The 13,443-nt window shown below is 46.1% G+C and carries 10 protein-coding genes and 1 pseudogene; 3 read left to right on the top strand and 8 right to left on the bottom strand.

Translation table 11 applies throughout. The features are described 5' to 3' along the window. Positions 1-267: 267 nt before the first annotated feature. From CSV60_RS09060 to CSV60_RS09090, 7 genes are all read right to left on the bottom strand, one after another. Complete coding sequence (locus CSV60_RS09060) at positions 268-1,812, bottom strand: acyl-CoA carboxylase subunit beta (RefSeq protein ID WP_099636748.1); 1,545 nt, start codon at positions 1,810-1,812, stop codon at positions 268-270. Positions 1,813-1,838: 26 nt separating this feature from the next. Then, positions 1,839-2,621, bottom strand: a complete 783-nt coding sequence (locus CSV60_RS09065; protein ID WP_099636749.1) for an enoyl-CoA hydratase — start codon at positions 2,619-2,621, stop codon at positions 1,839-1,841. Between the two features lie 13 nt (positions 2,622-2,634). After that, a complete protein-coding gene (locus CSV60_RS09070; protein ID WP_099636750.1) occupies positions 2,635-3,540 on the bottom strand; it encodes a hydroxymethylglutaryl-CoA lyase in 906 nt (301 codons plus the stop codon). Between the two features lie 23 nt (positions 3,541-3,563). Beyond that, positions 3,564-3,776, bottom strand: coding sequence for an acetyl-CoA carboxylase biotin carboxyl carrier protein subunit (locus tag CSV60_RS09075; RefSeq protein WP_099629756.1), 213 nt, complete (start codon positions 3,774-3,776; stop codon positions 3,564-3,566). Positions 3,777-3,792: 16 nt separating this feature from the next. Then, complete coding sequence (locus CSV60_RS09080) at positions 3,793-5,160, bottom strand: acetyl-CoA carboxylase biotin carboxylase subunit (protein ID WP_099629755.1); 1,368 nt, start codon at positions 5,158-5,160, stop codon at positions 3,793-3,795. A gap of 98 nt (positions 5,161-5,258) precedes the next feature. Next, positions 5,259-7,226: an acetate--CoA ligase gene (locus tag CSV60_RS09085; protein ID WP_099636751.1), complete on the bottom strand. Its 1,968-nt coding sequence runs from the start codon at positions 7,224-7,226 to the stop codon at positions 5,259-5,261. A 40-nt stretch (positions 7,227-7,266) separates the two neighbouring features. After that, complete coding sequence (locus CSV60_RS09090) at positions 7,267-8,406, bottom strand: acyl-CoA dehydrogenase (protein WP_099629753.1); 1,140 nt, start codon at positions 8,404-8,406, stop codon at positions 7,267-7,269. A 272-nt stretch (positions 8,407-8,678) separates the two neighbouring features. Between CSV60_RS09090 and CSV60_RS09095 the strand changes: the two genes are divergently transcribed. After that, on the top strand, positions 8,679-10,487 hold the full coding sequence (locus CSV60_RS09095) for a helix-turn-helix domain-containing protein (RefSeq protein WP_099636752.1): 1,809 nt from the start codon (positions 8,679-8,681) through the stop codon (positions 10,485-10,487). 298 nt (positions 10,488-10,785) lie between these two features. Here the strand turns inward: CSV60_RS09095 and CSV60_RS09100 are convergent. After that, positions 10,786-11,139, bottom strand: a pseudogene (locus CSV60_RS09100) (steroid 3-ketoacyl-CoA thiolase); the annotation flags it as partial. 109 nt (positions 11,140-11,248) lie between these two features. Between CSV60_RS09100 and CSV60_RS09105 the strand changes: the two are divergent. Next, positions 11,249-11,668 carry a nitrogen regulation protein NR(II) gene (locus tag CSV60_RS09105; RefSeq protein ID WP_143565334.1) on the top strand — a complete coding sequence of 140 codons (420 nt, stop codon included), beginning with the start codon at positions 11,249-11,251 and terminating at the stop codon, positions 11,666-11,668. A 62-nt stretch (positions 11,669-11,730) separates the two neighbouring features. Further along, positions 11,731-12,981, top strand: a complete 1,251-nt coding sequence (locus tag CSV60_RS09110; RefSeq protein WP_143565335.1) for a sigma-54 interaction domain-containing protein — start codon at positions 11,731-11,733, stop codon at positions 12,979-12,981. Positions 12,982-13,443 lie beyond the last annotated feature (462 nt).

Raw genomic sequence — 13,443 nt, forward strand, 5'->3', positions numbered from 1 at the left:
TTTGGAATTTTAATGTTGCTATTTGAAGTCTCATACAAATAGCACGGTATACATTGATTTAACAATGCTACCGTGCTTTTTTAGATCATATCTAGATTTCACTTTATTACGTTCCAAAAAGACATGAAAAATGCAATAGTAGCAATTGTTTGCGCGCTGTGTGTATACGTTTTGTATATCCATTCTCAAAATGGAAAATTGCTGAATCTGACACGTAAATAGTTAATTAAAAGTCCCTCTCGGTGACGCGGGACCTGTCTGCTTCCATCACACCGGATAAACTGGATGCTTACGTTCCGTAAACTGGATATATTTCGTCGCATACGCTTCGTAGCGCGTAATCAGCTCATCGCGCAGTGAGTCTGCTGGGATGATGCCGTCAATAATCATTTCGGAAGCTAAATGGTAAATGTCGATATCTTCTTTGTATTCGCTGCGTTTCGTTTCAATATAAGCTGCGCGCTCTTCTTCGGGCAACGCAGCAATTTTGTTTGCGTAGACTGCGTTGACAGCTGCGTCAGGCCCCATGACCGCGATGGAAGCGGATGGCAGTGCTAAACACGCATCCGGTTCAAATGCCGGGCCTGCCATGGCGTACAGACCTGCGCCGTATGCTTTGCGAACAATGACGGAAATTTTCGGCACAGTCGCTTCTGACATCGCAGAAATCATTTTTGCGCCGTGGCGGATGATGCCTGCGCGTTCTACTTTTGTTCCGATCATGAATCCAGGCACGTCGACTAAGAACAGCAGCGGAATATGGAATGCGTCGCAAAGGTTGATGAACTTTGCCGCTTTGTCAGCAGTGTCGTGGAATAGCACGCCGCCTTTAACGCGCGGCTGGTTCGCGATAATGCCGACCGCTTTTCCATCGATGCGCGCAAGACCAGTAATGAGCTCGCCTGCAAATAGCTTCTTAATTTCGAAGAATGAACCTTCATCGATAATCCCTTTGATCAAGTCGTGCATATTAAACGGAGCGTTTTCATTTTTCGGAATGATTTCTTCCAGTGCCTTATCCAGCTGTATCGGCGCCACTGCATCACGTACAGGCGGATTTTCCGAGAAGTTTGCCGGGAAATACGATAAATATCTTCGCGCCGCTGCGATTGCGTCTTCTTCGTTTTTTGCGAGCACATCGCCGCATCCTGAAATTGAGCAGTGCATTCGTGCGCCGCCCATTTCTTCGAGTGTTACTTTTTCACCGATGACCATTTCCGCCATGCGCGGCGATCCAAGGTACATCGAAGCGTTTTTGTCGACCATAATGACGATATCGCAAAACGCTGGGATATACGCGCCGCCAGCAGCTGACGGACCGAACAAGACGCAGACTTGCGGAATACGACCGGATAATTTCACTTGATTGTAAAAAATTTTCCCCGCACCGCGGCGACCTGGGAACATTTCGACTTGATCCGTAATTCGTGCACCCGCAGAATCGACTAAGTAAACGAGCGGCACATTCAATTTTTCAGCGGTTTCTTGGATTCGGATAATTTTTTCCACTGTTCGTGCGCCCCATGAGCCTGCTTTGATTGTGGAATCATTCGCCATGACGCAAACAACTTGGCCGTTAATCTTCCCCATGCCTGTTACCACTCCGTCAGCAGGAAGATCGCCCGCCATGCAGTTCGCGAATTGGCCGTCTTCGATTTCAAGATCCGAATCGAATAATAATCTTAAGCGGTCCCGGACGAACATTTTCCCTTGTTCCGCATTTTTCTCATGGTATTTCTGCGCGCCACCTTTTTTAATCTGCTCAACTCTTTCATTCAATGCTTGCTGCAAAGATTTCGTATCGGTTGTCATAGTCCTGCCTCCCTTATCATCGTTCATCATTCGCCAGTATATATAGGCTTGCGTTTTTCCTTGAATGCCTGCAGTCCTTCGAGCCGGTCTTTGGAAGGAATCGTCACTTCATAGGCATTTTGTTCGATTGCGAGCCCCGTCTGCAGTTCTACATCATAGCCGTGGTCAATCGCGAACTTCGCCTGCGCGACAGCGAGCGGACCGTTGGCAGCGATTTGTCCCGCGACAGTAAGCGCTTGATCCATCAACTGATCAGGCGCCACAATGAATTCAGCAAGCCCGATTTCCGATGCTTCTGTCGCTTCGACTTTGCGCGCTGTGAAAATAAGCTCTTTCGCACGTCCTTTGCCGATCAATCTCGGCAGACGTTGCGTACCGCCAGCTCCCGGAATAATGCCGAGCGAAGTTTCCGTCAACCCAAACTTTGCCGTCTCCGCTACAATCCGGATGTCGCATGCCAGGGCCACTTCTGTCCCGCCGCCGAGCGCAACGCCGTTGACTGCAGCTATGACCGGCTGCGGCAATGATTCAATGCCGTTAATTGTCTGACGGATCAACGAAACCGTCTTGCGCACCTCGACCGGATTCATTCCTAGGCGTTCCTTTAAATCAGCGCCTGCACAAAAAGCTTTTTCACCAGCGCCCGTTATAATAACAGCGCGGATTTCCCGGTCGTAGCGGCATTCCTGCAGTGCATTGTAAAGCCCGCCCAGCATCTCAACTGACAATGCATTCGCCGCTTCCGGACGATTCAATAAAATGACCGCAATTCCGTCGTTGCGCTTCTCTAATACCACATTATTGCCCATTTACTCACGTCCTTCACTTATCATGCGCACCGGCAGCCTGCAAGTTCTTACTTGGAAGCGCCCGGCCGATTTTTTCTTGGATAAACGCGGACGCCGCTAAAATTTTCTCGCCATCGACGCCGGTATGAATATCCATTCCATGCAGCATATACAATAAATCTTCTGTCGCTACATTGCCTGAAGCACCCGGTGCGTATGGACAGCCGCCGAGCCCGCCAACAGAACTGTCGAACACCGTAATGCCCATATCAAGTGACGCCAGGACATTCGCTAAAGCTGTCCCGCGTGTGTCATGGAAATGCATTGCCAATTTGTCTGCCGGAAAACGTTTCAGCAGTACGTCAAGCACTTCCTGGACTTGCCGAGGATTCGCAACGCCGATCGTATCGCCAAGCGACAATTCGTCAATGCCCATATCAAACAGCGACTCCGACACGCGGACGACCGCTTCCGTATCGACTACGCCTTCGTATGGACAGCCGAACACTGTAGACACATAGCCTCTCGTCTTCTTGTTTGCCATTTTCGCTCCTTGGACAATTTCTTTTAATACAGGCAGTGTATCCTTGATCGTTTTATTAATATTTTTCATATTATGCGTTTCGCTCGCTGACATGAACACCGCCGCTTCATCGATATGTGCTTCAAAAGCCCGTTCAAGCCCTTGACGGTTCGGGACGAGCGCCGAATAAGAGACGCCCGGCTCCCGATTAATGCCCGCCATTACTTCAGCTGCGTCCGCGAGCGCCGGAATCCATTTCGGATTGACGAAAGACGTCACTTCAATCGATGTCAGGCCACTTTTAGACAACTCATTAATCCAGGCGATTTTGTCCTTTGTCGGAATGAAGATTTTTTCGTTCTGCAGCCCGTCTCGCGGTCCGACTTCTTTAATCGTAATTGTTTTAGGCCATTTCATCGTTTCATCTCCTTCTACAGGAATTATTCAATGACTGCGATGACGTCTCCTTCATTGACGAATTCGCCTTCGTTCACTTTTACATCTTTTACGACACCATCAAAATCAGTTGCAATCGGTATTTCCATTTTCATCGATTCCAAGATGACGATGTCTTGATCTTCTTCTACTTCATCTCCTGCTTTCACGAGTACTTTCCAAACGCTTCCTGCCATGCTTGCAGTAATTTCTGTCATAGTAATCCCCCCAAAGTCATTTCGTTTGTTTTTGTTTTTTCTTCTTCTTCGTCAAATATTTTTCTACGAATTCCGTTGTCGTATCCCCAATACGGAATGCTTCATGTGCTGCTACTTCCTGAAGCATTGGAATATTCGTCTTGATGCCTTCGATATGGTAGGTCGAAAGCGCTTCCTGCAGGCGGTCGATCGCTTCGTCGCGGTCTTTACCTTTGACGACAAGTTTCGCAATCATCGGGTCATAAAACGGTGTGACAATCGACTCACCGTGTACTGCCAATTCGTGGCGGATGCCCGGTCCTTCTGGCAACTTAAGTTTTGTGATGGTCCCCGGTGAAGGGAAAAATGTTTTCGGATCTTCAGCGTAAATACGTACTTCAATTGCATGTCCGTCGCGTTTGACGTCTTCCTGCGCAAATGTAAGTGTTTTTCCCGCTGCGATATCAAGCTGCTCTTTCACTAAGTCGAGCCCCGTAATTTCTTCTGTAATCGGATGCTCAACTTGTAGCCGTGTATTCATTTCAAGAAAGTAGAAGTTTTGGTCTGCGTCGACTAAAAACTCGATCGTGCCAGCATTTCTATAGCCAATGGACTTCGCCGCTTTAACCGCTGCTTCACCCATTTTTCTTCGTGTCTCTTCTGAAATGAATGAAGACGGAGCTTCTTCTACGACTTTTTGGTGGCGGCGCTGGATTGAGCACTCGCGCTCCCATAAGTACACTGTATTTCCACTATTGTCCGCTAAGATTTGAATTTCGATATGGCGCGGATTCTCGACGAATTTTTCAATATACATCGCGCCATCACCGAAGAAATCAGTTGCTCGTTTTTGATTGCCTTCGAACGCTTTGTGAATTTCGTCAGCGCTGTAGACGACTTGCATGCCGATTCCACCGCCGCCCGCAGACGCCTTCAGCATAACCGGATAGCCGATAGTTTCCGCCGCTTCGATCGCTTCTTCAGCGTCTGCAAGCGCACGGGTGATACCCGGCACGACCGGAACACCGGCTTTTTCCATCGCCTTGCGCGCTGCAATTTTGCTGCCCATTTCAGAAATGACTTCCGGCGAAGGCCCGATGAACACGAATCCTTCTTCTTCGCAGCGGCGTGCAAATTCAGCGTTTTCAGAGAGTAGACCATAGCCTGGATGGATCGCTTCCGCTTTCGACTGATGCGCCGCTTCTAAAATTTTATCGATTTTCATATAACTTTCCGTTACGCGCGGTCCGCCGAGCAAATATGCTTCATCCGCATGTTTGACGTGGACAGCTTCCGCATCCGCTTCCGAATAGACACTAACTGTTTTAATACCGTGAGCCCTGCATGTACGCATGACACGGGCCGCTATTTCCCCGCGGTTCGCAATCAAAATCTTTTTAAACATGATATTCACCCTTTCAATTTATCGTGTAATCAAGCTTTCGTGTCCATCCATTTAGGAAAAGGAGGGCCGGCCATAAAAAGACCGGCTCCACTGTTCATTTATTTGCTCGCAGTTTTCGCTTTAATGACGCTCTGAAGTTCCGCAACAGTCGACGGATCTTCAAGCCCCGTCACATCACCTGCGACACTGCCTGTCGTAACGATTTCTTTAATCAGGCGACGCATTATTTTTCCGCTCACCGTTTTAGGCAGGGAGTCCGTTATGATGATTTCTTTCGGTTGGGCGATTTTTCCGATCTGGCGGATGATGTTTTCTTTAATCCGCCCTGCGACTTCCTCCCCGTCTGTTACATTTTCTGAAAGACGGACGAAAACGATAGGCACTTCTCCTTTAATTTCATCCGGCACACCAATGACCGCGCATTCCGCCACGCCTGCACTTTCGAGCACAGCGCTTTCCATTTCCATCGTACTCAAACGGTGGCCTGCGACGTTGAATGCATCGTCTGAACGGCCGACTACCCAAATATAGCCGTCTTCGTCGATCAGTGCGAGATCACTAGCGTAGTAGCTACCGTCGACTTGGCTGTAGTATGAACCGTAGTAACGTTCCGGCTCTCTCCAAATCGTCCTGCATAGCATCGGGAATGGCTTTTTAATGATCAAGTTGCCAAGCTGCCCGGCTTTCACAGGTTCGCCGGCTTCATTGACGACATCGAATACTGCGCCTAAAAACTGCGTGCCCGAAGACCCGGGTTTCATCGGCGTCAGCCATGCTGCTCCTGCAATCGGCGAGCCGGCCGTTTCGGTCTGCCCCCAAGTGTTGTTAATATAGACTTTTTTCTTGCCTAGCACTTCATATGTCCAGTGCCACGTCTCCGCATCGAACGGCTCGCCGACGAGTGCGATCACGTCAAGGCATGACAAGTCAAACTGCTCGATTGGCTCCTGACCCATGCTTTTCAACATGCGTAGCGCTGTCGGAGCGGTAAATAATTTATTGACACGGTATTTTTCAATGATTTGATAAAAACGTGTTTTCTCGGGATAATCGATCGCTCCTTCGCAAATGACTGTCGTAACGCCGTTCGCAAGGGCTCCGACGATACCCCAAATATGCATCGTCAGCCAGCCGATATCCGCCGTGCACCAAAATACGTCGTCATCGCGATGGTCGAGATGGTATTTCGCATAGACATAGTTTTGCACGACGAATGCCGTACCTGAGTGTACGATTCCTTTCGGCTTTCCGGTCGTGCCACTCGTATAGAAAACGATCCCGCTTTCATTCGCTTCAAGGCGCTCCGGTTCGCAATGGATACTCGCTTTTTCCGTCAGCTCATGCCACCAGTAATCGCGGCCTTTCTGCATGTCGATATCGATGCCCATGCGATTGACGACGATGACCGCTTCAACTGAAGAAGTGGACGGCGCGACTTGATCGACTTTTTCTTTCAAGCGAATTTCTTTGCCGCGGCGCATTGTCGCATCCGCTGTGATAATGACTTTCGGTTCAAAGCTTGCCAATCGGTCGGACAAAGAACGCTCGGAATAGCCTGAGAAGACTGCGTTGTAAATTGCCCCGACACGGAAACACGCGAGCACCGCTATGACGGCTTCCGCCAAATTCGGAAGATAGATCGCGACACAATCGCCTTTTTTCACACCGAACGATCGGAGCACATTAGAAAAACGGTTTACTTCTGCAAGGAGCATCGAATACGTGTAAAACTTCGAATCGCCGTTCTCACCTTCCCAAATGAGCGCTGTCCGGTTACCGGCACCGTTATGTATATGCCGGTCTAGTAAGTTGATGCTAGGATTCGTAATGCCATCCACGAAAAACTTGAAATCAGGGAGTTTGCCGCTGATCGTCTCTGTCCACGGTTCATACCATTCGAGCTCACGGGCTTGCTGATCCCAAAATGCAGCAGGATCTTCCTGGGACTGCCGGAGAAGTTCTTGGAAAGCTTCTGCGCTACCAATCGAAGTCGAGCGCGCCTTTTCTTCACTAGGATAAATAAGTTTACTATTCGCCGCTACTTGTAAAACTCGTTCAATATCCATTCAATCGCCCCTTTGTCAATTCACTAAAACCCTTTCAAAATCAGCAGCCGATCTGTTTTGCAATGACCATGCGCTGGACTTCAGACGTACCTTCACCGATTTCTAATAGTTTCGCATCGCGGAAGAAACGTTCAACTTGGTATTCTTTAATATAGCCGTAGCCGCCATGAACCTGCACTGCTTGATCACAGACACGCATGCACATTTCAGAAGCGAATAATTTTGCAAACGCCGCTTCTTTTTTGAACGGGCGCCCTTGATCTTTTAGCCACGCTGCTTTATACACCATATTGCGTGCCAGCTCGATATTCATTGCCATATCCGCGAGTTTGAACTGAATCGCCTGGAAGTTCGAAATGCTTCTGCCGAACTGCTTTCGCTCCTGCGCGTAATTCAACGCCTTCTCGTACGCTCCTTGCGCTACGCCAACAGCCATTGCACCGATGCCGATCCGTCCGCCGTCAAGCGTCGCCAAAAACTGTTTGTAACCGTTTCCAATTTCGCCTAGAAGATTTTCTTTCGGCACCCGGACGTTTTCCAAAATCAATTCCGTCGTGTTAGAAGAATGAAGTCCCATTTTTTCATAGTTTGCGATGACCGTAAATCCTGGTACATCGGTCGGCACGATAAATGCGCTAATGCCGTTCATTCCTTTTGAGCGGTCTGTAATCGCCGTCACAGCAAGATGTTTCGCGTAGCTTGCATTTGTAATGAAACACTTCGAACCGTTAATGACCCACTCATCGCCATCAAGAACAGCCGTCGTCTCTGTCCCGCCCGCATCCGACCCTGCATTCGGCTCCGTCAATCCAAACGCACCGAACGATTCACCCGTACAAATCGGCATTAAATATTTCTTTTTCTGCTCCGGTGTGCCGAACAAATGAATCGGTGCTCCGCCAAGTGAAATATGCGCAGAATACGTGATGCCTGTCGATGCGCAGACTCGGCTTAATTCTTCCGTGACGATAGCAAAACTCGTCGTATCTGCTCCGCCACCGCCGTACTCTTCCGGAAAAGGTAGCCCCATCAAGCCAAGCTCCGAAAACTTTTCAAAAATCTCTTTCGGGAATTCCCCTGTACGATCGCGCTCATCCGCACCCGGCTCCACTTCCGCTTCTGCAAAATCGCGAACCAGCTTGCGCACCATTTGTTGTTCATCCGTCAAATCAAAATTCATATCCAATACCCTCCATTCTTCTTTTACATTCCGTCATTGCCGTAAATCGTTGCGCCAACAATCAAATTGCAAACGCTTTCATTTGTCCGTGCACATTAAACCGACTCACTTTCATCTATCCGTGTACTTTAAACCAACCCACTATCATTCTATTTCCAATTCATCTATAATTATAAACAATAAAAAAAAACAATTCTATGTGTAATTATCCGAAAGAATTTGTGTGTTTTACACAAAAAACACAAAATACTATAGAGTTAGGATGATAGATTATGCAAGATACGTTAACTCACCGGCAGCTCAAATCTCTTGTACATGTTTCCACTGTCATTAACTCTTCATTAGACATCGAAACGATTTTCGATTTGATTATAGGTGAAGCGATTTCCGCAGTAGACGCAGCAGGAGGCGGTTCCATTTGGGTTTTCGACCTGCAGAAACAGCGCCTGGTGGCCAAATCCGCGCACGGCTTGTTTTATCCGCAAATCTTTAAATCGATTGAATTAAGCAGAGGCGAATCGATGACCGGCATGACGTTTCAAGCGGAAAAAGGGCTTGTGTTTAAAAATGAAGAAGAAATCAAACAAGCGCTTGATACACTTACTCCTTGCAATCGGACGCTGCTCGATGAATCTATTTCGAATAACTTCCACTTCACTTCAGTCATTTCATCACCGATTTTATTGAAAAGAACCTGCATCGGTGTCATTACGCTTGATTCATTCGATAAATCGCTTCATTTCAAAAAAGAAGATATGCAGCTGTTAGAAGCGATCGCCCAGCAAGCCGCCATCGCGCTCGAAAAATCGAATATTTATCATCAAGAGAAAAAGACCGTCCAGCTGCTGTCTCGCTCGATCGAAACGCAGCGGAACATCTCCAATCTAGTAGTCAACGGGGAAGGAATCCAGTCCATTATCGACTATATTTACAAAACGATCGGCGAGCATATTTTCTTATTCGATGAGATAGGCGAACTGACGGCTTCTGCCTGTCGCGCGCCCGTTTCAATAGAGATGAACAGCGAACTACAACGCTTTGTGAAACAGAATGACCAGTCGCTCAACAGCCCGTACAGCGTCTCTGAAATCACACTAGGCCTTGAAAAATATCAAGTCATCGCGCTGCCGTTGCAATCGAAAATAAAGCCGCTCGGCACACTCATCATCATCTCAAAAGACCCAATCGGAGAAGTCGGAATCAACGCGCTCGAACACATCTGCACGGTCCTCACGCTCGTGCTCGTCAAAGAACAAGCTGTCTACGAAACACAGCAGCGTCTGCGGAACGAATTCATGACAAAAATTTTATCCGGCCAGGCAATTGATGAAACATTAATGAAGCAGGCAAAAAATCTGCAATTCGACTTGAACCGCAACTACATCGCCGTCATCATTAGCGTCGAAAACAAAGACAAATTGCAGCGCGGAGCTATAAGCGAAAACGTCATCAACAATCTGCTCTATATGACGAATAATAACTTCCTAGGAAAAAACTCGCAAGGCGCCGCGCTTATCGACCAAAACAAGCTCGCCGCCTTATTCTCCTGCCCTGCCAAACTGCAGGCAGCAAACCCGGCAGGCAGCATTAAAGAACTCGCCTTGCATTTGCAGCAGGAAATCGATAAAACATACAGCGAACTCGACATCACCATCGGCATCGGCAGAATGAAACCAAACCTCGCCGCTGCCCACGAATCATTCAAAGAAGCTGAAAAATGCATCACATTCATGAAAAACTACCATTTCGAAGAACGCGCCCTGTCCTACACAGATCTTGGCATCCAACGTTTCATCTTACGGAATTCAGAAGAAGAACTGCTCGATTTCGTCCACGAAGTCATCGGCCCGCTCATTCAATACGAACAAGCCCGAAAAGGAGACTTGTTGCAAACACTACTTACTTATTTGCGTCAAAACCAAAACATCAAACGAACCGCCGTCGCCCTTCACGTCCACACGAATACGCTAAATTATCGCCTGAAACGTATTGAAGAAATTCTTTCAACCGACCTGACAGATGGCCAACAATTATTTAACATTCAGCTGGCGGGGAATATTTACCACTATATTAAACGGTGACAAGGGGATTAGATCCCTGTCACTGTTTTCATCCAAAAAGTTGGGCTGCATAAAATCCCGGTCCCTTCACAAAATGAAATTTGTAAGCAATAACAAATTTAAAGGAGAATCATTATAGGAATTATGAACGGCAATCCCCAAGACTGACCAATGCATTAATGACTGAGATTTCAGTCGTGAGTTATGCCACAGTAGTGAAAAATGCCACAATCTTATTGATTGTGGCAGTCTTAAGTATTATATTTTCCTATCTTATTTAAAATAATATACTTGAAATTGGAATGATTTAAAAGCGGTCCTACTCCAATCTTTCAATAACAGTGGCATTCTCCATCCCCATTCCCTCACAGATGGCAAGCAAACCAAATCGTTCGTTTTTCCGTTCTAAACGATTCAACAACGTAACAAGTAATTTTGTTCCTGTCGCTCCGAGTGGATGCCCTAAAGCAATGGCTCTCCCGTCAACATTTAACTTTTCATATTCAGCATCAACATCTTTTAACCAGGCTAGAGGAACTTGAGCAAAAGCCTCATTTACTTCATAGGTATCGATGTCCTTTATAGATAGACCAGCTTTTTTCAATACTTTTCTGGTCGCTTCGATTGGACCTGTCAGCATAAGCGTCGGGTCCGAACCGACAACGGAGCGTGTTTTAGAAAATCAGTTAGGACACGCGCCTGTCCTGAATGAAAAACGAGAACCCATTGGTATCATGTCCACTTCCGAAACCCTCTATTTGTACGATAAAGTTTATGGTCGAATGGAATTAGAATTGGGGTTGATTTTCCATAATTTGAATTTCGGGCTTTTTTCAGTCGATACGCATTTTAATATCATCTCCATCAATCCGTTGGCCAATTCTTTTCTACAATTGTCCGCGGATAATTACACATTTGGTGAACGGGATATTGACGAAACGATTCTCAAACTATTGAATCGTGTTCTGCTAAATAAAGAAGTTGAAGCAAAAACAAAATTAGAATTAAACGGACATAGCCTATTTATCAAATGTTATCTAATAATAGAAAGTAATGAATTGACCGGATTAATGGTCTTGATGGAAGACATGACAAAGCTCGAGGAAACGGCAAGGGAATTAGAGTTTTCAAAAGAATGGGAGGAAAAACTGCGATCCGTCGTGGAATTAGCATATGACGGCATTATTCTTGTGGATAAGTAGATGGAAATCACAATGATCAACAAAGGATTTTCGATCTTTATAACATTACAGGAAATGATTTGTTGGGAAAATCCATTACCGAAACCTTTCCGAATCTTGGTCTAGAAGAGGTCGTACGAACAGGGGTGGTATTGAATAATGTTCCAAAGCTGATTGGAGAAACGCAATCGTTAATTACTGTATTACCAATAAAAGATGAGAACATAAATGTCGGAGCCATTTGCAAAATCACCTACCAAGGATTGATTCAATTACAGGGAGCGCTACAAAAAGTGAATAAGCTAGAACAGCAGATCACCTATTATCAAAAGAAATTGAATGAAATTAGGGGAACTAAATACTCCTTGGCTGACATCATTGGCGACTCGCAGCCGATTCGCCGGGCAAAAACGGAGGCACTGGCAGCATCGCGCAGCCGCTCAACCGTGCTTTTACTTGGCGAAAGCGGAACGGGGAAAGAGTTATTTGCACATGGCATCCATGCGGCCTCCCAACAGACAGGTATGTTCGTTCAAGTAAATTGTGCGGCCATCCCGAATGAATTGCTCGAATCTGATTTTTTCGGCTACGCGGAAGGATCTTTCACTGGTGCAAAAAAGGGCGGAAAAAAAGGGAAGTTTGCGATGGCTCAAAACGGCACTTTATTTCTCGATGAAATCGGTGATATGCCGTTAGAACTTCAAACAAAAATGTTGCGGGTACTGCAAGAAAAAGAGTATGAACCAATTGGCAGCAACCAAATTGTTCAGCTAGACACTAAAATCATTGCTGCAACTAACCAGAACCTGGAAAGGCTCATTGCGGAAGGAAAGTTCAGGGAAGATCTTTATTACAGATTAAATATCATGCGGATTGAAATTCCACACTTACGTGAACGGATGGAGGACATGCCTGACATCGTCGACTCCATAATTTTCCATCTCAATCAATTCGGGTTCCATTTAAATGGCATCACCCATTCCTCACTGACGAAACTGTTGAACTATGATTGGCCCGGGAATATCCGTGAGCTTCAAAACCTATTAGAAAGGGCAGCTAACTTAACACAGAATCACTATATCGATATTGAACAACTTCCTGATTCCATCCATGCACGATTACATGTGTATAACGAACAACCGGAGCATCAACTGTCTACCCCCAAGAAGATTACAAGCGAATCCTATATCAGTTCGATGGAAAAAACTGAAAAAGAACTTATTCAAACGGCTCTTCAGGAAGCTGGAGGAAATAAATCACAAGCAAGTCGGATTCTTGGCGCCAGTCGAACATGGCTTTATGCCAAAATTAAAAAATATCAAATAATGGAATAAAAACAGAGTAGAGGCTGGGACAAAACTTAAAAAACAGTCCGTTCCCCTACGCTACACTCTTGATTACTAACGAATTAAACTTTATAAATACGTTTCAGTGAATTAAAAAAGGTATGAAAGTGTCTTCTCCTTCATACCTTTTGAGGTTGTGTCCCAGCCTCTACTCTATTCTGGACAGACTTGCCCTATTTCCTTCGACAAGCTTTGATACGATTAATTTCTAGTTTCCTCAGCGGACATATAACAATACCCCCTTACCCTTGTACTGATAATGGTGAGTTCTTTTCTTGTGTATAATAATCTCAATGTTTTTTCATCTTCACTTTCGTATATAAGATTCGATACTTCCACCATTTTTACGAACTTCATTATTATACCTCTCCATATACTTACCAACTTCTTTTTTATGGAACAGCCACTTGCTCCCTAGGCGTATCTTCGGAAATTCTTCATCGTATAAAA

The sequence above is a fragment of the Sporosarcina sp. P7 genome (assembly GCF_002743425.1).
Classification (GTDB): Bacteria; Bacillota; Bacilli; order Bacillales_A; family Planococcaceae; genus Sporosarcina.